We start from the raw sequence: 18,380 nt of genomic DNA, 5'->3' as shown, positions 1-18,380 counted from the left end.
AGGCTTGCGCCCGTGCGCATCCTCTCCATTGACTCCTCGTTCGGAACCCAGCTGCTCGTAGCCGATGTGCTGGGCGCGGCGGCGGACGAGGCCTCCGCCGCCGGCACCACCCTGAGGGTACTGACTACCGCGCAGCAGGACAGCCCCCGCCGTCACGCCGAGTCCCTGGGGCCCATGCTCGCTGCCGCGCTCGCGCACCCAGATGTGGCCCAGGCCCCGCTTGACGCCGTGGTCGCGGCCACCGGTCCGGCCCCCTTCACCGGGCTGCGCGCCGGACTCGTCACCGCCCGCACCGTTGGACGTGTGCGCGCCATTCCCGTGTACGGTGTCCCCAGCCTCGATGCGGTTGCCCGCGCCGCCCTTGATGAGCTCGGGCGCCAGGGCCGGGAAACGGCCTCAGCCACCGTGCTGGTTGCCACCGACGCCCGCCGCAAGGAGGTCTACACCGCTCGGTACCGGGCCCGGGGCTCCGACGACGTCGAGCGCCTGGGCGACTACGAAGTCCTGCCCCCGGCCGTTGTGCGCGAGCGGGCGGAGCGCGGGCAGCTGCCGCCTCCCGACGCGGTGGCCGGATCCGGTGCCGCCCTGTATCCCGAGCTGGCGGACGGAGGAGAGGTTCTGGTGCCTGTTTCGGGTGACGTTGCCACCCAGGTGCGCATCGTCGCGGCCCGGCTGCGTATGCTCCCCGGCCCGGGGGAGGAGGCGCTGGCGGCGGCCGGACTGGGCGCGCAGCCGCTGTACCTGCGGCGACCGGATGTGCACATGCCGGCAGGGCGCACCCAGTGAATCCGGTCACGCACGATACCGACCACTCGCGGGCGGAAGTAAGGCTGAGGCCCATGGTCCCCGCCGACATGGAAGCTATCTCCCGCTTGGAATCACAACTATTCGGTGCCGAGGGCTGGAGTCCGGCAGTGCTCGCCGCCGAACTAGACCGCACCACTGGCCCGGGCGCCGACCGCACCTATCTGGTGGCCCACCTGGCCGCCCCGGTCGATAGGGGCGTTTCAGACTCGGGTCTTGGTGCTGGCGCTCTCGATGCGCTTGCGCAGGTCGGCGCGGGCGGGTCCGAGGCCATTGTGGGCTACGCAGGCCTCTGGTACGGGGACGGGCGGGGTGATGCCGACCTGCTCACCATTGCCACCGTTGCGGCCGCCCGCCGCCGTGGGGTTGCCACGGCCCTGCTGACGGCTCTGCTGGGCGTGGCCGCGCAGGCGGGATGCCGCGCCGTCCTGCTTGAGGTGCGCGCCTCTAACGAGGGCGCCCAGCGCCTGTATGCCGCCCACGGTTTCACTCCGATCGGCCGCCGGCGGCGCTACTACCTGGCGCCGGTGGAGGATGCCGTGGTCATGCGCCGGTCATTGAGCGCCACCTGAACGGTCTCCTACTGTTCGCGGTGCTTATCCGAGAGGTGATCCGGGCATCTTCAAGGATCGCTGCAGACGGCTGATATTTGTCTGACAATGATGTGACGAAATGGTGGCGCCCACTGATGGCGGCGGGTCGGATGCGACGGGCCGAGTGACTGCCTACCGCGGCTGCTGTGCCGCCGCTTTTCCGCGCTATGGCAAGGATTCGCCGATTGCTGCGGAGGGTGGGCGGGGGGATTGGGACTATCGGCCAATGGGCGTTCGTAAACTGCATCCGTGGTGAAAACGTCTGCTCCCCCCAACAAGAGGGCCGCGTACACGACGACGGTCTTCATGAAGCGTCTGATGGCCTGGTCGGGCATCGCCTTCATCGTCTATTTGGTGCTCCACGCCTACGGCAACACCCACTACTTCCAGGGCGAGATCGCCTATGACCACTATGCGGTCTGGCTGCGTACCCTGCTTGAGCCCCTGATGCCCTACAGCGGCGTGCTGTGGCTACTGCGCTTGGTTCTCTTGGCGTGCCTGTTGGCCCATGCGGGCAGTGCCTTCCACCTGTGGCACCGCAACCGCAAGGCCCGCGGCAATGACAGGTATGAGGTCAAGAAGGCGGGTGCCGATTACTTCGCCTCCCGCTATGCCATGCGCACCATGCGCTGGGGCGGCGTGATTCTGCTGCTGTTCATCATCTGGCACATCCTGCAGTTCACCACCCTGACGCTGACGCCCGGGGGCGAGTACGTGCATGGTCGCGCCTACGCCAACATGTACTACGGCTTCCAGTTGTGGTGGGTCTACCTGATTTACCTGGTGGCACTGGTGGCCCTGTGCCTGCACGTGTGGCACGGCGTCTGGTCGGCGTTGCAGACACTCGGCGCCACTCGCGGCAGCACCATCCCACTCATCCGGCTGATTGCCTTCATCGTCGCCTTCGGCCTGTTCGCAGTGTTCATGTCCGTGCCGACGGCGATCCTGTTCGGCTGGGTGGACGCCCCGATGGCCGCGGCCGACTACTACCCCCAGTTCTGCGACGCGATCGGCTCGGCTTCCGAGCAGTTCGCTCACTGCGCTGCCCACTGATCGAGAGTGAGTGAATGATGACCGAACTCATCGACGGCCTGTACCTTCAGGGCGAGAAGATTGCCGACACCAAGGCTCCACACGATGTCCCCATTGCGCAGCGCTGGGAGCAGCGCAAGTTCAACGCCAACCTGGTCAACCCCGCCAACCGGCGCAAGCTGGATGTGATCGTGGTCGGCTCCGGCCTGGCCGGCGGCGCCGCCGCCGCGTCGCTGGGGGAGCAGGGCTACAACGTCAAGTGCTTCTTCTACCAGGACTCCGCCCGGCGGGCCCACTCGATCGCCGCCCAGGGCGGCATCAACGCCGCGAAGAACTACCGCAACGACGGCGACTCCGTCTACCGGCTCTTCTATGACACAGTCAAGGGGGGTGACTACCGCGCCCGGGAGGACAACGTCTACCGGCTGGCGGAGGTCAGCGCCAATATCATCGACCAGTGCGTTGCCCAGGGCGTGCCCTTCGCTCGCGAGTATGGCGGACTGCTGGACAACCGCTCCTTCGGCGGGGTGCAGGTCTCCCGCACTTTCTACGCCCGTGGTCAGACCGGCCAGCAGCTGCTGATCGGGGCCTACCAGGCTCTGGAGCGGCAGGTTCATGCCGGCACGGTCAAGGAGTACCGTCGCCACGAGATGGTTGAGCTGATCGTCGTGGACGGCCGTGCCCGCGGCATCGTCACCCGCGACATGGTCACCGGTAAGATCGACACCCACCTGGCCGACGCCGTCGTGCTGTGCACCGGCGGTTACGGCAACGTGTTCTTCCTGTCCACCAACGCCATGGGCTGCAACGCCACCGCTATTTGGCGGGCATACCGCAAGGGCGCCTACTTCGCCAACCCCTGCTACACCCAGATCCACCCGACCTGTATCCCCCAGTCCGGCGACTTCCAGTCCAAGCTGACCCTGATGAGCGAGTCGCTGCGCAACGACGGCCGCATCTGGGTGCCCAAGAGGGCCGAGGACTGCGACAAGGACCCGCGTGAGATTCCCGAGGAGGACCGCGACTACTACCTGGAGCGGATCTACCCCGCCTTCGGAAATCTGGTTCCGCGTGACATCGCCTCCCGGCAGGCGAAGAACATGTGCGATGAGGGCCGCGGCGTGGGCCCCGCCATCAAGGAGCGCGACGCCCAGGGCAATGAGCGCATGATGCGCCGCGGCGTCTACCTGGACTTCTCCGAGGCCATCGGGCGGCTCGGCCGGGACGCCGTCTCCGCCCGCTACGGGAACCTGTTCGAGATGTACCAGCGCATCACGGGTGACGACCCCTACGAGGTTCCCATGCGCATCTACCCGGCCGTGCACTACACCATGGGCGGGCTGTGGGTCGACTACGACCTGGAGTCCAACATCCCGGGCCTGTATGTGGCTGGCGAGGCCAACTTCTCCGACCACGGCGCCAACCGCCTGGGGGCATCGGCCCTCATGCAGGGACTGGCCGACGGCTACTTCGTGCTCCCGGACACCATGAACGACTATCTGGCGGACATGCTGCGCGAGGGCAAGGTCGATCCGGATGCCCCGGAGATCGCCGAGGCCCGCAGGAGCGTGGAGGACCGCGTCGAGCGGCTCATGGCGCTGCGCGGCACCCGCTCAGTGGATGACTTCCACATGGCGCTCGGCCGCATCATGTGGGAGTACTGCGGCATGGAGCGCCGCGACGAGGGTCTGCGTGAGGCCATCGGTCAGATTCGCGCCCTCAAGGAGGAGTTCTGGCGGGACGCTCGCATCACCGGCGAGGCCATGGAGCTCAACCAGGCACTGGAGAAGGCGGGCCGGCTGCTCGACTTCTTCGAGCTGGCCGAGCTGATGTGCATCGACGCCCTGCACCGCCGCGAGTCCTGCGGCGGCCACTTCCGCGCTGAATCCCAGACCCCCGAGGGTGAGGCGCTGCGCCACGACGACGAATTCCTCTACGTGGCGGCCTGGGAGTGGGGCGGCGAGAACCAGCCTCCGATCCTCCACAAGGAGGACCTCATCTACAAGGACATCGAGCTCAAGCAGCGGAGTTACAAGTGAACATCAAGCTGAAGATCTGGCGCCAGAAGAACCAGAACTCTAAGGGCCATTTCGAGGAGTACTCGATGACCGGCATTGAGGAGCACATGAGCTTCCTCGAGGTCCTCGATCTGCTCAACGAGCAGCTCTTCGCCGAGGGCAAGGAGCCCGTCGCCTTCGACTCGGACTGCCGCGAGGGCATCTGCGGGCAGTGCGGCGTGGTCATCAACGGGCAGGCCCACGGCCCGATCCGCTCCACCACCTGCCAGCTGCACATGCGGCACCTGGCGGAGGACCCCTCCTTCAAGGACGGCTCCACCATCACCATCGAGCCGTGGCGCTCCACCGGTTTCCCGGTGCTAAAGGACCTGATCGTGGACCGCTCCGCCCTGGACCGCATTGTCCAGGCCGGCGGCTACATCTCCGTCAACACCGGCGCCGCCCCCGAGGCGCACTCCGTGCCCGTGCAGAAGGACAAGGCCGACGCCGCCTTCGAGGCCGCCGCCTGCATCGGCTGCGGTGCCTGTGTGGCCGCCTGCCCGAACGCCTCCGCCATGCTGTTCACCGGCGCGAAGATCTCCCACCTGGGCCTGCTGCCGCAGGGGCAGCCCGAGCGGCTCGCCCGCGTGGTCAACATGCTCAACCAGCACGACGCCGAGGGCTTCGGCGGCTGCACCAACATCGGTGAGTGCGCGGCCGTGTGCCCCAAGTCGGTGCCGCTGGAGGTCATCACCCGGCTGAACCGCGACCTCGGCCACGCCCTGTGGAAGGGACAGAAGACCACCGCCTGAGGTGCTTGACTTCGGCTGAGGCCGCCACACCTGTGCGCCGCGCAGCGGCTCCGCTCAGAGCCGCTGCGCGGCGTCGTATACCTCCCGTGACTGCTCACGTGGGTAGCCGCTGTCTCGGTCAACTTTGCCGTCGTGCATGTCGTAATACACGCAGGAGTAGCCGGAAGTGCCCTTGACCGCACCGGCCGCGGTGCACAGCTTTACGTCGGTGAATCCTTGTGCCCCGTCAATAGCGGCGAGGATCGGGGCGGCATGGTCAAGGGCAGGAGTGTCCTCATCGCCTAGGGGTAGACCGCGTACTTCGATGGTGGGTTGAAGCTCGTTGCCCGGATAGGTGTTGGTTGTATCTATTGACAGCTTCGGCTCGATGCCGGGTTCGAGCTGAATCGACGTTACTTTCTCGATGACCTCGCGTGGCGGCTGATTTACCGGGGTGGATGTGATCTCCACGCTCCATCCGCCGTAAGTCGTAAAGCGATCAATGAGCCGAACATCAGTGAAACGATCGCTGAAGAGACGATGGGCCAAGAGAGTCGAGGGGACCTCATCGACCTCGCCGCGCTCCAGAACGAGCGAACCAAGCCCCACATCCACGGACTGGACGCCGTCTTCGGCCAAGTCGGTGGCGATGTCGAGCAGTTCCACCCTGCGGGTTCGTGTCTTGGCGGTGAGCTGCTCGGCGGTGATCTCCCCAGAGGTGGAGGGATACGGAATCGTCATACCGCCATGGCGGATGACAGCAGTCGAACCGTACTGCCACTCCAGGCTGATCCTGAACTCGTTAGCGGTGACGAGACTGCTGCGCATGGACTCCTCCAGCGCACCGTTGAAAACAGCTGCGGCGGACTTCGCGCTCGTGTCCGGAACCAGAGTGACCTTGGCAGTGAGACTGCATCCCGTCTCCATGTACGGAACGCAGTAGACCGCCGCGCGTGCCACGGCGTCCTGATTACTCAGCCAGTGGTGCATGTATGTCTGCCCCTTCTCAATGCAACTTACGAACGGGAGCAGGATCATCAGCGCCAGGGCGAGCACAATCGTCACTCTCACGAGCGTGGGCGGCCGGGCGTTCTTGGCGGCGACGGCGGCGGTGCCCTGGGAAGGCGCATTCATATACGGATCGTGACAGGTTTCTGCGATGTCCACCAGGGGCAGTGCTCCCCGGAGCAGCACTCCCCGTCGCGTGTGTCACAGCCGTGGCAGGTGATTATTCACAGGTGATGGCGGTATCGTGACCTTCTCCCCATCAGGCTCAGTTACACTTCCTTGGCCGGAGGTATGGTGAAGAGGTTCCCGCAGTGGCGACGCGATGACGCTGCGCATACGCCCAGACACGCAGTGGACGGCGTGCGCGCCCGTAGGCGACTGCTGTCGCTGCTACTCGCGCTCATTCTGGCAGCTCCGCTGGCGGGCCTGACCGGGCGCGCCGCCTACGCCGCAGACCTGGCCCCAGCCGGCGCGAGCGTCGGTGGGCAGAGCGTGGCCGGTATGACCCGCGATGAGGTAGCCGCCGTCGTCACCAGTCAGGCGGCCGACACCACTGTCTCCGTGACCGTCGCCGGGCAGACCATAGAGATCCCGCTGGAGCAGGCCGGCGGTAGCATCGATGCCGTGGCGCTGGCCGATGCGCTCATCGACGGCGCCGACCTCACCGACTCGACGGCTCCGCATTTCGTGAACAACGCTGGAGGAGGATCGGCCGCCTCCGTGGATGCCGATGCCGTCGCCGCCCTGGCCGACCGCATCGACGCCCGAGTCGGCACTCCCGCGGTGAATGCGTCCATTCAACCCACCGCCGACGGGGACGCATTCGAAGTCGTGGACGGCTCCCCGGGGCGGGGCGTGGATCGGGACTCCTTGACCGAACTGGTGGAGACCGCCACCCTGACGGTGACCTCCCAGAGCATTGAACTGCCATTGGAGGACGTCGTCCCCGCCGTCTCCGATAAGGCCGCCGAACAGGCCGCCGCCGCCGCCGACGCACTCATCGCCCCGGCGGTGACCCTTACCGGTGCAGGGAAGACCATTGAAGCCGACGCCGCGACTCGTGCCTCCTGGGTGGGCACCACCGTCATCGACGGTGAGCTCGTGCCCGTGCTGCTGAAGGAGAGTGTGGCCGCCTGGGTCGATCAGGCGGCAGCCGGCATCGAACTGGACCCGATCAGCGCCATCGACAATGTCGACGCCGACGGTGATCTGCTCGAACCCGCTCGGCCGGCTCAGGCGGGTCTGGAGGTCACCAACCGCAGTGCAGTCACCGACGCGATCATTACCTCCCTGGACGCGCACCAGCCCTACACCGGAGAACTGGCAACCCAGGAGGTGGCGGCCGACACCGAGCAGCGGGTCGTCTCCTCCGGCACGGACCGCTTCGCCTACACCGCCGCGCCCGGCGAGAAGTGGGTAGACATTAACCTCACTGACTCCACCATCACCGCCTACGAGGGATATGAGCAGGTACACGGTCCGATCCTCATGAACCACGGCGGACCCGGGAATGAGACCATCACCGGCACCTACCAGGTCTATCTGAGCTACGAGAAACAGGACCTGGGCTGCACGGCCGGCTGGTCGTACTGCCAAAAGGACGTGCATTGGGTGACCTACTGGCACGGAAACTACGCCATCCACTCCGCCCCCTGGGCCAAGCACTTCGGCGTCGGTGCCGACGCCGGCTCACACGGCTGCATCAACCTCCCGGAGGAGGAGGCCCACTGGTATTACGACTGGGCCGAGACCGGCACCGTCGTCGTCAGCCATTACTGAAGTCATTACGGCGCCGCGGCGGCTTCGGCCTCCTGTTCGGCCTTTTGTCTACTCGCCGCCTACCGGCCGCTCGGCAGTACTGGCGATGCCGCGGATGATGACCTCAATCTTGCGGTCCAGCCAGCCGCGTTCGGCCCAGCTGCTGGAGGGCGCCAGCTCGGCGGGCAGCTGCGCCGCTCGCCCGTCCGCCTCGTAGCGCCTGCGGGCCTCCTCCAGACCGCTCGGGGTATCCGGGCCTTCTCGCTCGTCGGCGATCATCCCCTCCGGCGAGGTTCTCGGTGCCTCGCCGGAGGGGGCGCGGGCTACCTCAACCTGTAGGTGCACGCTGATCACCGTGTCGGCGATGAAGTCCAGTGCCAGGACGGCGTCGTCGGGGGATAGGCCGCCTTGCGTGAGCGCGCGCTGCGCCTGGGTGATGGGCCGGGCGAAGAACTGGTAGGCCCAGGAGGTTGACACCAGCACGCCGGCCAGTCCGGGGCGTTCCTCCAACAGTGCCCACAGATGCTCGGCGTAGTCGCGTGCCACCCGCCGCCAGGGACCGGTCAGGTCGGAGAAGTCGGTGTCGGCGGCCACTCGCTCCAGGCAGGCACGTAACAGATCCTCGCGCGAGCTGATCGTGCGGTACAGCGCCGAGGTCGCCACCCCCAGTCGCTGGGAGACGTCGGAGAGCGTAAACCGGGCGATGCCGATCTCAAGCGCGGCATCTACCACGTCCCGGCGGGTGAAGCCGGGTTTGGGCCCGGTGGGATTGCCAAGACGAGTCATGTGCCCGACCTTACGCGGTCGGCCGTGCCCGTGACGGCGCGGCCGGCGCCGGGCGACGCACGTCGCGTCCCATGAGTCGCTTTGAGTACGGCACTTGCCTGCCGCCCCCAAGAGAACTAAGGTCACGCTCAGTCAATAGAGAAAACCGTTCTTGATTGGAGTGTGAGGCATGCCCGCTGCACGTACCGCGACCACGAACGCATCCCCGACCCGGGCGCCGGACGCCTCCCTCCCGGCCGTCGCGGGGCAAGCGGTCGCCGCCGAGCACGATGAGCGGGGAGCCGGCCCACGCCCCGGCACCGCCGATGCCGGTGACGATCGAGCTCGCGCCATCGCCGGGCAGGCGGCCGTAAAACGCCTCGGTGCGCCGGTACGCTCCCGGCTGCGGCTCGGCCAGGCACTCGTCGTCGTCTCCGGGCTGCTGTCCATCGCCCCGTATGTGGCGCTCGTGCAGCTGGGCGACATCCTGCTGGCGGCGCATGACGCCGGAGCGGATCCCGACCCGGAGCGCGTGCGCGCCACGGTGATGGTGCTGATCGGCGCCTATTCCACCCGCCTGCTGCTGTACTCCCTGGCCCTGCTGATCACCCACTTCGCCGACCTCGCCCTGCGCGACCGACTGCGCCGCGACATCGTCGCCCGGCTGGCCCGCACGCCCCTGAGCTGGTTCACCTCCTCCACCTCCGGACGGCTGCGCAAGGCGGTGCAGGACGACACCACCACCGTGCACACCGTCATCGCCCACGGGCCGGTGGAGCGCCTGAATGCGGTGGTTACCCCGGTGGCGCTCCTGGCCTGCGCCTTCTGGATCGACTGGCGCCTGGGACTGTTGAGCATCGGCACCATCCCCCTGTTCTTCGCCACCTACTCCCTGTCCATGCGCGGCATGAATGAGAAGACCATGGAGATGGATCGCCGCCTGGAGAACATCTCCTCCGCCATGGTGGAGTTCGTCGCCGGTATTGGGGTGGTCAAGGCCTTCGGGCGGGTCGGCCGCGCCCACGCCGCCTACCTGCGCGCCGGCGACGAGTTCTCCACGTTCTACCGCGCCTGGGCCATGTCGATGATGAATATCAGCTGCCTGTCCATCACCTGGGTTTCCATCCCGGTGCTGCTGCTGGTCAACCTGGGCGGCGGCGCATTGCTGGCGCACGCCGGAGCGGTCACGCTGCCGCAGATGCTCACCACCACGCTTATCGCCCTGGTGCTGCCCGGAGCCATGGTCACCATCGCCTCCGTCTCCTGGTCCTACCAGCAGGCCGGGGCGGCCGCGCTGCGCCTGTGCGACATCCTCGACGCCCCCACCCTGCCCGCCGCCGTCCACCCGCGCCGCCCCGACGGCGCCCGGGTGGAGATCGAGCACGTGTCCTACTCCTACGGCGACACCCTCGCCGTCGACGACGCCTGCCTCACCCTGAAGCCCGGCACCGTCACCGCCCTGCTGGGACCCTCCGGCTCCGGCAAGACCACCCTGGCCACCCTGATCGCCCGCTTCGCCGACCCCGACACCGGCGCCGTACGCATCGGCGGGGTGGACCTGCGCGACATGGACGAGGACACCCTGTACGAGACCGTCTCCTTCGTCCTCCAGGACCCCCAGCTGCTGACCGCCACCATCGCCGAGAACATCGCCCTGGGCCGCCCCGGCGCCACCAGGGAGCGGATCCGCGCCGCCGCCCGCGTCGCCCAGATCGATGACTTCATCATGACGCTCCCAGACGGCTATGACACCGTCGTCGGCCGGGAGGTCGCCCTGTCCGGTGGGCAGGCCCAGCGCATCGCCATCGCCCGCGCCGTCCTGTGCGACACGCCGGTGATCCTGCTCGACGAGGCCACTGCCTTCGCCGACCCGGAGTCGGAGGCGGAGATTCAGCAGGCCCTTTCGGAATTGGTCAAGGGCCGCACGGTGCTGGTGATCGCCCACCGGCCCGCCGCCGTCCGCGGCGCCCACCGCATCGCGGTCATGGACCACGGCCGCATCACCGCCGCCGGCACCCACGCCGAACTGCTGGCCGAACCCCACTACCAGGCGCTCCTGCGTCAAGGCGGCATCGACGTCGACGACCCCCAGGAGAACAGCCATGACTGAAACCATGAACTCGGCCACACCGACCACCGTGAAACCGACCGCGGTCGCCCGGGCCGGAGATCATCCGGACGCCTCCCGCTCCCTGATGGCCCGGTACCACCGCCTCATGGGCCCCGTCGCCTGGCGGCAGGTGATCGGCGGCATGGGAATCGGCGTCCTCAGCGGCATCTTCTCGGGGCTGGCGCTACTGTTCCTCCTCCCGGCCTCCGTGGCGCTGGCGACCGGCCGAAGCAGCTGGGGGCTGGGCTTCGGCACCTGGCTGATCGTCCTCGCCGTCCTCGCCGTCGCGGCCGCCGTCGGCGACTACTCCAGCCAGCGGATCGGCATGACGGGCGCACTCGGCTTCCAGCACGACGTTCACTACGCCATCGGCGACCAGGTTGCCCGCGTGCCACTGAGCTGGTTCACCGCCGACTCCGCCGGCGTCATGTCCCGCGCCGTGTCCCGGGAGATGATGTCGCTGTCCGAGTCGGCGGCACACTTCCTGAATTCGCTGAGCACCACGGTGGCCGGCTGCGTGGTCATCTGGCTCGGCTCCTGGGCCTGGGACTGGCGGCTGGGGCTGCTGCTGACCTGTGCGGCGCCGCTACTGGCCGTGTTCCTACGAGTCTCACGCCGTCTGATCGACCGCGGCAAGGCCGTCTCCGAACCCGCCGAACGCGAGCTCGCCGCCCGCATCGTGGAGTTCGCACGCTGCCAGGGGGCGTTGCGCTCCTGCCATGCGGGTACCGACTACCGCCAACTGGCCGACGCCTTCGACGTCGTCGCCCGCACCTCCCGCCGCGGCCTGTGGTGGGAGACCGCCGGCAACCTGGTCAACGGAGTCCTGGTCCAGATCATCATCGTCGCCATGATCGCCCTGTCTGCGGCACTGACCGTTTCCGGCGCCTTGGAACCGCTGCAGGCGGTCGTCACCATCGGCATCTGCCTGCGCTTCACCACCATGCTCGACACTATCGGCACCACCGCCGCCGGCATTGAGGAGCGCCGCCAGATGATGAACCACCTCGACGCCGTCATGGACGTGCCCCCGCTGCCGGAGCCGGCCACCGCCGCCGCGGAGCCCGAGCCCGGCGCTGTGGAGCTGGACGATGTCCACTTCTCCTACCGGGCCGGAACGCCGGTGCTGCGCGCAGTGAGCATGCATGTGCCCGCACACTCCATGTGCGCCATCGTGGGCCCGTCCGGCAGCGGCAAGACCACCATCGCCCGCCTGGTCGCTCGTTTCTACGACGTCGACGCCGGCACCGTGCGCGTGGGCGGCACCGATGTGCGTGACATGCCGGTGTCTCAGCTCATGGGGCATATCTCCATGGTCTTCCAGGACGTCTACCTCTTCGATGACACCCTGGAGGCCAATATCCGCGTCGGCGACCCCGGTGCGGATGATGCCCGGGTGCGCTGGGCGGCCGACCTGGCCGGAGTGAGCGAGATCGTGGACCGATTGCCCGACGGCTGGGACACGCGCGTCGGCGAGGGCGGGCGGGCCCTTTCCGGCGGGGAGCGGCAACGCGTGTCCATCGCCCGCGCCCTGCTCAAACGCGCTCCGATCGTCCTGCTGGATGAGGCCACCAGTGCCCTGGATGCGGAGAACGAGGCGCATATCGTGGCCGCCATGCAGGAGCTGCGGCGCACCTCGACGCTGTTGGTCATCGCCCACAAGCTGGAGACCATCGCCGCCGCCGACCAGGTCGTCGTCCTGAACGAAGCCGGGCAAGTGGCCCAGCACGGCGCCCACGCCGACCTGGTGGACGCCCCCGGCCCCTACCGGGACTTCTGGAGCTACCGCAGCCGCGCCGCCGGTTGGCGGATCGTGTAAGCGGGGCCCGGGGCTCGCTACAGCGCCCGCCCGGGGGACCCGTCAGGGCAACTGGGGCGGCTACGCTTGGGCGCCGTGAGTGAACCTTTGATCCTCGGCATCGAGTCGACCTGCGACGAGACCGGCGTGGCCCTGGTGCGTGGGCGCGAGCTGCTCGGCGATGTGGTGGCCACCTCCATGGACGAGTACGTCCGCTTCGGCGGCATCATCCCCGAAATTGCCTCCCGCGCCCACCTGGAGGCATTCCTCCCGACCCTGGATGCGGCCCTGGAGCGGGCCGGAGTGGATTTGGGTGATGTCGACGCCATCGCCGTCAGCGCCGGCCCCGGGCTGATCGGTTCCCTCACCGTCGGCGTCAGCGCCGCCAAGGCCCTGGCCGCCTCGCTGGGCAAGCCCATCTACGGCGTCAACCACGTGGTCGGGCACATTGCCGTCGATGAGCTTATCGACGGGCCGGTGCCGGAGCACTTCATCGGCCTGATCGTCTCCGGCGGCCACTCCAGCCTGCTGGACATCCACGATCTGGCCACCGACGTCGTCGAACTGGGCGGTACCCTCGACGACGCCGCCGGGGAGGCCTTCGACAAGGTCGGCCGGCTGCTCGGCCTGCCCTACCCGGGCGGACCGCACGTGGACCGGCTCGCCCAGCAGGGGGATGTGGAGGCGATTCGCTTTCCACGCGGACTGGCCGCTGCTAAAGACCGTGAGCGCCACCGCTACGACTTCTCCTTCTCAGGGCTGAAGACGGCGGTGGCCCGCTACGTGGAGTCCCTGGCGGACGCCGGTCGGCAGGTGCCCGCCGCGGACGTGTGCGCCGCCTTCTCCGAGGCGGTCAATGACTCGCTGACCGCCAAGGCGGTACAGGCCTGCTTGGATACCGGTTGCGACACCCTGGTGATCGGCGGCGGCTTCTCCGCCAATTCCCGGCTGCGGGCGCTGGCGGCGCAGCGCTGCGAGGCGGCCGGAATCACCCTGCGGCTGCCGCCGCTGAAGTACTGCACGGACAACGGTGCACAGATCGCCGCCCTGGGCGCGGCGGCCGTGCGGGCGGGCGTGGAGCCGAGCCCCCTGGACTTCGCCCCCGACTCCGGCATGCCGTTGGAGGTCCCTGTAGCCGGACGCCGAGTTCGGTCGATATGACTGCCGAGTTCGGTCGATATGACTGCCGAGTTCGGTCGATATGACTGCTGGCCTGCCTGGCTGCGCTTGGACGGCCTGAAACGCGCTCTCATACGGTCCAAGCGCAGAGACCCGGTCCAAGTAGGAGGTCGGAAGCAGGCCGGGTCCACACCAACGACTCACTCTCAAACCCGAAGAGCAGGTTATTTCGACCGGTCTCGGTGGTTATTTCGACCGGTCTCGGGAGGAGCGGCGCGCGGGCGAGACCGGGCCGGGGCGGATGTCATCGGTCACCAGGGCCGTCACCTCGGCGGGTGTTAGCGGCCTGCCGGCGCGCACCTCCTCCAGCAGCAGACGCATGGCCGCCTCATTGCTGCTCGCCGCTTCGGCGGCGGTGAGCTGACGCTGGTAGGAGGCGCCAGCGGCCAGCGTTATGCGCACGCTATCAAGCTCCGCCTCGCAGCCCAGATCCGCTGCCACCGGCTCCAGGTCGGTCAGCATTCGCTCGACCGTTTCCGTAACCAGTTCTTCCGTGCCGGCGGAGTCGGTAATGAGAATCGCGTCCATGCCGTAGCGGGCGGAACGCCACTTGTTCTCATTTACGTACCAGGGGGGCAAGGCATCCAGCTGCTCACCGCGGTCCAGACGCCGTGAGAAGTCCTCCACCAGGCACTGGGTCAGGGCGGCGATGCCGCCCAGCTCGGTGAGGTTGGTGGCGGCGTCGCAAGAACGGACCTCGATGGTCCCCAGGCGTGGTGACGGGCGCACATCCCAGCGGACCTCCGTGAAGTCCTCAATGACACCAGTGTGGACCATGTCGCCGACGAATCCCTCCAATTCGTCCCAGGTGCCCAGCTGATGCGGCGCGCCGGCGGTCGGCAGCTGCTGGAACATCATGGCGCGGTTATCCGCGTACCCGGTCGAGGCCCCCGCCCAGAACGGGGATGAGGCGCTCAAGCACTGCAGGTGAGCGGCGCGGGTGAGCAGTGCCGACAGGATGGGCAGGACCTTGCCCCGGTCCTCAATCCCCACATGTACATGCGTGCCGAAGATGAGCATCTGATGGCCCCACAATCGGGTGCGCTCCACCAGTCGGGCGTAACGCTCGGCGTCTGTGACTTTTTGTACGAGCGGATCGGCGAAGGGGTGAGTTCCGGCACTGGCCAGCTCCACTCGCAGCGGCTCGGTGACCGGCAACAGCCGGTCATAGGCCAGGGCGATGTCCTCAATGCACTCGGCGACCGTGTGGCGGGCGCCGGAGACCAGTTCCACGGTGTTGAGCATCATCTCGCCGTGGATATTCGGGTCGTCGCCAACCGGGCGCAGAATGTCAGCCGCGCATTGGCGCAGATCCAGACTGTCACGATCTACGAGCTGCAGCTCCCATTCGATGCCGAGCGTGGAGCGCTCGGAATGGGTGAATGGCAGCGTCTGTCGGTGGGTGAGGTGTGAGTTGAGCGGTCGAGTGAAGGCCGGTGTGGTCGGTGTCATGGCGGTGCTCCTCACGTAGGCGGATGAGCGGTCTACGAGTCTGGGAGGGGGAAGGCGCCGATGGCGCCGGGCCTGCGGCTACCGGATCGGAATCGGATCAGGTGGCCACAGGCTCGGAACAGGCAGTAGTGACGGCCTCGACGACGAGCACGGCTCCCCTGGGGGAGCGGTCGCGATCTATGCCGCGGGGGCCGATGCGTGTCAGCAGCCAGGTCTCCGCGGCGTCGCCGTGCGGACGTAGCGAAGCACGCAGCGCCTCGGGGGAGGTGTCCACGCCGCGGGCGTGTATCTCCAAACGCCCGATGCCGCGGCTGCGTACGCGAGAGCGCAGGGCTTTTAGGTGCAGGGGCAGCACCTCCACCAGTCTCCAGGTGCGTACGAAGGGGGTAAGGGCCGCGTCGGCCTGTGCGTGGCCGGTCAGGTAGGCGATGCGGTGGCCGACCGGTTGTGCTTCCAACTGTTCCGACAGGTGGGCGACCAAACCGGCGCGGATGGCGGCGCCGTCGGGCTCATGAATGAAGGGCCCCAGAGAATCGGAGCCGGCAACCGGGTCGAGCTGCTCGGGTGGAGCCGACGGATCGGTGCAGTCCGGGTCGACCAGCACGTGGGCGGACACCTCTGCATCTGGGAGTGAGCGCAGCACCAGTGCGGAACGTCCCGGCCCCTCGACGGCGAGGGGGCCGCACCAGATACCAGCCTCAACCACCTCCCGGTCCACGCTCACCCATTGCACATGGGAGTCCTCGGGCAACAGCGCATGGTCGATACCGGGAGCGGCCTTGAGGCCAAGTGCTGGCACCTTCTCCCGCAGAGCCAGGACCTGCTCCAGCGGCGGGGACCACTGGGCCGGGTCGTCGATACGTTTCCCGGCACTGCGGCGGGCAGGATCGCTGAAGACGGCATCAACACCCTCGGCCGACAGGTCGACGTCGAAGGCGTCGATGCAGCGCACCTCGGCATTGGGGAAGGGTGAGAGATTCATGGTGGCGAGTGCCGCCGTCGGCTCATCCCGCTCGACGGCCAACACTCGCGGGCACAGGGCGGCTAGCGCCATGGAGTCCCCACCGATGCCGCAGCCCAGATCCGCTACATACTGGACTCCGGCGCGCGCGTAGCGGGAGGCGTGGCGAGCGGAGACAGTCAGCCGCGTGGCCTGTTGCAGTCCGTCGGCAGTGAACAGCATGCGTTCGGCGAAGGGGCCGAACTTGGCGGCGGCGCGTCCACGCAGCCGCTGTTGGGTCAGCGCGGCTGCCACCAGCGCAGGTGAATGGCCCTCACGGCGCAGGGACTCGCCCAGGGCGAGGGCCTGCTCGGATCGATATGGCGGCAGGGAGTCGAGCAGCCGCCAACCGTCGGGGGTCAGCAGCGGGGCGAAGTCGGATCCGTCCATCGCCCAGAATCATGACACGGCATCCCGCCTGCGCGCCGCATCGGGAGAGCTGTTTCACTCTGCGGTACATCCGGACGTCCTCAACTCGGTGTCGCGGCCCGAAGTGCCGGGGCTGTAGCCCCCTGGGTGGCCCATAGCGCGTACAAACGCGGGTCACAGGGTGCGTGGGCGGAAGGCGGCGCTGCCACCTCGAGCCCTGATAGGCGCTACGCTGGCACGCCTGATGGGATGCAGCGGGTGTCCGTCCCCGCGCGCACCGCGAGCCGCCCCGCGGTATAGCAATAGACCTCGGCCGCCGGTCGGGAGAAGGAGGACCTGCGTGGCACGACGCAACACTCGCCGCCGTTGGCGGTGGGCCATTGGAGGGCTGGCTGCGCTCGCAGTGGCGGTGGTGGCGCTGCCCAATACCTGGGTGTGGGTGGCCTCTGCGGGACATGTGACCGATAATGGCGCCGCCGATGACGACGCGACGGCGCCGGTTGCCATCGTGTTGGGGGCATCGGTCTACTCGACCGGGGAGCCCTCGCCGTGGTTGCGTTATCGCCTGGATGTGGCCGTGGATCTATACGATTCGGGGCGCGTGGACGCCATTTTGGTGTCGGGCGACAACGGCCATGAGACGTACAACGAGCCCGTGGCCATGTACGAGTACCTGGTGTCGGCCGGTATTCCGGCGGAGGCGATCGCCGTGGACTATGCGGGATTCGACACCTACGCCACCTGTGTGCGTGCTCACGACGTGTTCGGCGTCTCCGAGGCGATCGTCGTCAGTCAGGACTTCCATGAGCCGCGGGCTGTCACGCTGTGCCGGGCGGTCGGTGTGGAGGCGACCGGCGTGGGGGACACGCGTGCCCGCGCCAACCGCAGCACCTGGACCTACAGTTGGCTGCGCGAACGTGGAGCCGTGATCAAGGCGGCCTGGGATGTGGCCACTGATCGTACGCCGCTGCTGGGGGATCGGGAGACCAGCGTGGACGAGGCGATCGCCTGGACCCGCGCCGACCGGGAGGAATGAGTTCGGGCGCCGTCGTTCCCGGTGTCCTTGAACGGGGGCCGACGGCGACCGGTGCGCGCATTCGGCCGCGCATCCCGACTGCGGATCAGGATCGGAGGATTTAGCACTCGCGTTGACTGAGTGCTAATGGTGCGCGTAGATTCTCTTCCGGCGCGTGAAGTGCTTCGGCTCGTCGCGCGACCCGCAGCTCACACGTGTCGGACCGACCCCCGCGACGGCGGCTTGGCACCTCGGGATGCGGCATCCAGTCATTACACACTCAAGAAGCGAGAAGGGGAGAACGCATGTCGATCTCCATCAAGCCGCTCGAGGACCGGATCGTCGTGCAGACGGTCGAGGCCGAGCAGACCACCGCGTCCGGGCTGGTCATTCCGGACACCGCCAAGGAGAAGCCGCAGGAGGGCAAGGTCGTGGCCGTGGGCCCGGGCCGTGTCGACGACTCCGGCAAGCGCATTCCGGTTGACGTCGCCGAGGGCGACGTCGTCATCTACTCCAAGTACGGCGGCACTGAGGTCAGCTACGAGGGCGAGGATTATCTGATCCTGTCCGCCCGTGACGTCCTGGCGGTCGTCACCCGCTGACTCGGTAGCTCGCCGATTCATTCGAGCTCGCTGTGGGGTGTCAGGCATGCGCCTGCCGCCCCACAGTCGTGTCTGGACGACGGCGTGGGTGTGGCTGGCTGTGGCGG

At 67.8% G+C, this 18,380-nt stretch carries 15 protein-coding genes; 11 read left to right on the top strand and 4 right to left on the bottom strand.

Annotated elements, in window-relative coordinates:
* Window positions 1-12 precede the first annotated feature (12 nt).
* From tsaB to CWT10_RS12885, 5 genes are all read left to right on the top strand, one after another.
* Window positions 13-786 carry a tRNA (adenosine(37)-N6)-threonylcarbamoyltransferase complex dimerization subunit type 1 TsaB gene (gene tsaB, locus CWT10_RS12905; protein WP_103063313.1) on the top strand — a complete coding sequence of 258 codons (774 nt, stop codon included), beginning with the start codon at window positions 13-15 and terminating at the stop codon, window positions 784-786.
* 53 nt (window positions 787-839) lie between these two features.
* The gene (locus CWT10_RS12900; RefSeq protein ID WP_103063312.1) at window positions 840-1,376 is read left to right on the top strand and encodes a GNAT family N-acetyltransferase; all 537 of its coding nucleotides are present in this window, start codon (window positions 840-842) and stop codon (window positions 1,374-1,376) included.
* 327 nt (window positions 1,377-1,703) lie between these two features.
* Entirely contained in the window at window positions 1,704-2,450 is a 747-nt protein-coding gene (locus tag CWT10_RS12895) for a succinate dehydrogenase cytochrome b subunit (RefSeq protein WP_174721966.1), read from the top strand.
* Window positions 2,451-2,467: 17 nt separating this feature from the next.
* The gene (locus CWT10_RS12890; RefSeq protein ID WP_103063310.1) at window positions 2,468-4,468 is read left to right on the top strand and encodes a fumarate reductase/succinate dehydrogenase flavoprotein subunit; all 2,001 of its coding nucleotides are present in this window, start codon (window positions 2,468-2,470) and stop codon (window positions 4,466-4,468) included.
* Entirely contained in the window at window positions 4,465-5,238 is a 774-nt protein-coding gene (locus tag CWT10_RS12885) for a succinate dehydrogenase/fumarate reductase iron-sulfur subunit (protein ID WP_103063309.1), read from the top strand. The genes CWT10_RS12890 and CWT10_RS12885 overlap by 4 nt, the downstream gene beginning before the upstream one ends.
* A 54-nt stretch (window positions 5,239-5,292) precedes the next feature.
* On the opposite strand, the gene CWT10_RS12880 is transcribed toward CWT10_RS12885, so the two are convergent.
* A complete protein-coding gene (locus tag CWT10_RS12880; protein ID WP_103063308.1) occupies window positions 5,293-6,351 on the bottom strand; it encodes a hypothetical protein in 1,059 nt (352 codons plus the stop codon).
* 165 nt (window positions 6,352-6,516) lie between these two features.
* On the opposite strand from CWT10_RS12880, the gene CWT10_RS12875 reads away from it, so the two are divergent.
* Window positions 6,517-8,004 (top strand): L,D-transpeptidase family protein, encoded by a 1,488-nt coding sequence (locus tag CWT10_RS12875; protein ID WP_103063307.1) that lies wholly within the window; start codon window positions 6,517-6,519, stop codon window positions 8,002-8,004.
* Window positions 8,005-8,052: 48 nt separating this feature from the next.
* On the opposite strand, the gene CWT10_RS12870 is transcribed toward CWT10_RS12875, so the two are convergent.
* Complete coding sequence (locus tag CWT10_RS12870) at window positions 8,053-8,769, bottom strand: TetR/AcrR family transcriptional regulator (protein WP_103063306.1); 717 nt, start codon at window positions 8,767-8,769, stop codon at window positions 8,053-8,055.
* 169 nt (window positions 8,770-8,938) lie between these two features.
* Here CWT10_RS12870 and CWT10_RS18130 point away from each other — a divergent pair, with 169 nt between their 5' ends.
* The 3 genes from CWT10_RS18130 (at window position 8,939) to tsaD (ending at window position 13,817) form a co-directional block, all read left to right on the top strand.
* Window positions 8,939-10,858 (top strand): ATP-binding cassette domain-containing protein, encoded by a 1,920-nt coding sequence (locus tag CWT10_RS18130; protein WP_168190771.1) that lies wholly within the window; start codon window positions 8,939-8,941, stop codon window positions 10,856-10,858.
* A 142-nt stretch (window positions 10,859-11,000) separates the two neighbouring features.
* Complete coding sequence (locus CWT10_RS18125; RefSeq protein ID WP_463604182.1) at window positions 11,001-12,677, top strand: ABC transporter ATP-binding protein; 1,677 nt, start codon at window positions 11,001-11,003, stop codon at window positions 12,675-12,677.
* Between the two features lie 75 nt (window positions 12,678-12,752).
* Window positions 12,753-13,817, top strand: a complete 1,065-nt coding sequence (gene tsaD, locus CWT10_RS12860) for a tRNA (adenosine(37)-N6)-threonylcarbamoyltransferase complex transferase subunit TsaD (protein WP_103064234.1) — start codon at window positions 12,753-12,755, stop codon at window positions 13,815-13,817.
* A 204-nt stretch (window positions 13,818-14,021) separates the two neighbouring features.
* Here the strand turns inward: tsaD and CWT10_RS12855 are convergent, their stop codons facing one another.
* On the bottom strand, window positions 14,022-15,287 hold the full coding sequence (locus tag CWT10_RS12855) for a glutamate--cysteine ligase (protein WP_103064232.1): 1,266 nt from the start codon (window positions 15,285-15,287) through the stop codon (window positions 14,022-14,024).
* Window positions 15,288-15,384: 97 nt separating this feature from the next.
* A complete protein-coding gene (locus CWT10_RS12850; protein ID WP_103064231.1) occupies window positions 15,385-16,677 on the bottom strand; it encodes a class I SAM-dependent methyltransferase in 1,293 nt (430 codons plus the stop codon).
* Window positions 16,678-16,996: 319 nt separating this feature from the next.
* Between CWT10_RS12850 and CWT10_RS12845 the strand changes: the two genes are divergently transcribed.
* On the top strand, window positions 16,997-17,692 hold the full coding sequence (locus tag CWT10_RS12845; RefSeq protein ID WP_233188377.1) for a SanA/YdcF family protein: 696 nt from the start codon (window positions 16,997-16,999) through the stop codon (window positions 17,690-17,692).
* 284 nt (window positions 17,693-17,976) lie between these two features.
* Window positions 17,977-18,273, top strand: coding sequence for a co-chaperone GroES (groES, locus tag CWT10_RS12840; RefSeq protein WP_103064229.1), 297 nt, complete (start codon window positions 17,977-17,979; stop codon window positions 18,271-18,273).
* Window positions 18,274-18,380: the final 107 nt, after the last annotated feature.

The organism is Actinomyces qiguomingii (genome assembly GCF_004102025.1).
GTDB classification, from domain to species: Bacteria; Actinomycetota; Actinomycetes; order Actinomycetales; family Actinomycetaceae; genus Actinomyces; species Actinomyces qiguomingii.
This window is presented reverse-complemented; position numbering and strand designations above follow the sequence as displayed.

Coding starts and splice junctions, on each gene's coding strand:
- CWT10_RS12895 (WP_174721966.1), top strand. CDS start 1,704: ATGAAGCGTCTGATGGCCTGGTCGGGCATCGCCTTCATCGTCTATTTG.
- CWT10_RS12855 (WP_103064232.1), bottom strand. CDS start 15,287: ATGACACCGACCACACCGGCCTTCACTCGACCGCTCAACTCACACCTC.
- CWT10_RS12880 (WP_103063308.1), bottom strand. CDS start 6,351: ATGAATGCGCCTTCCCAGGGCACCGCCGCCGTCGCCGCCAAGAACGCC.
- groES (WP_103064229.1), top strand. CDS start 17,977: ATGTCGATCTCCATCAAGCCGCTCGAGGACCGGATCGTCGTGCAGACG.
- CWT10_RS12850 (WP_103064231.1), bottom strand. CDS start 16,677: ATGGACGGATCCGACTTCGCCCCGCTGCTGACCCCCGACGGTTGGCGG.
- CWT10_RS12875 (WP_103063307.1), top strand. CDS start 6,517: ATGGTGAAGAGGTTCCCGCAGTGGCGACGCGATGACGCTGCGCATACG.
- CWT10_RS18125 (WP_463604182.1), top strand. CDS start 11,001: ATGGGAATCGGCGTCCTCAGCGGCATCTTCTCGGGGCTGGCGCTACTG.
- CWT10_RS12900 (WP_103063312.1), top strand. CDS start 840: ATGGTCCCCGCCGACATGGAAGCTATCTCCCGCTTGGAATCACAACTA.
- CWT10_RS18130 (WP_168190771.1), top strand. CDS start 8,939: ATGCCCGCTGCACGTACCGCGACCACGAACGCATCCCCGACCCGGGCG.
- CWT10_RS12890 (WP_103063310.1), top strand. CDS start 2,468: ATGACCGAACTCATCGACGGCCTGTACCTTCAGGGCGAGAAGATTGCC.
- CWT10_RS12870 (WP_103063306.1), bottom strand. CDS start 8,769: ATGACTCGTCTTGGCAATCCCACCGGGCCCAAACCCGGCTTCACCCGC.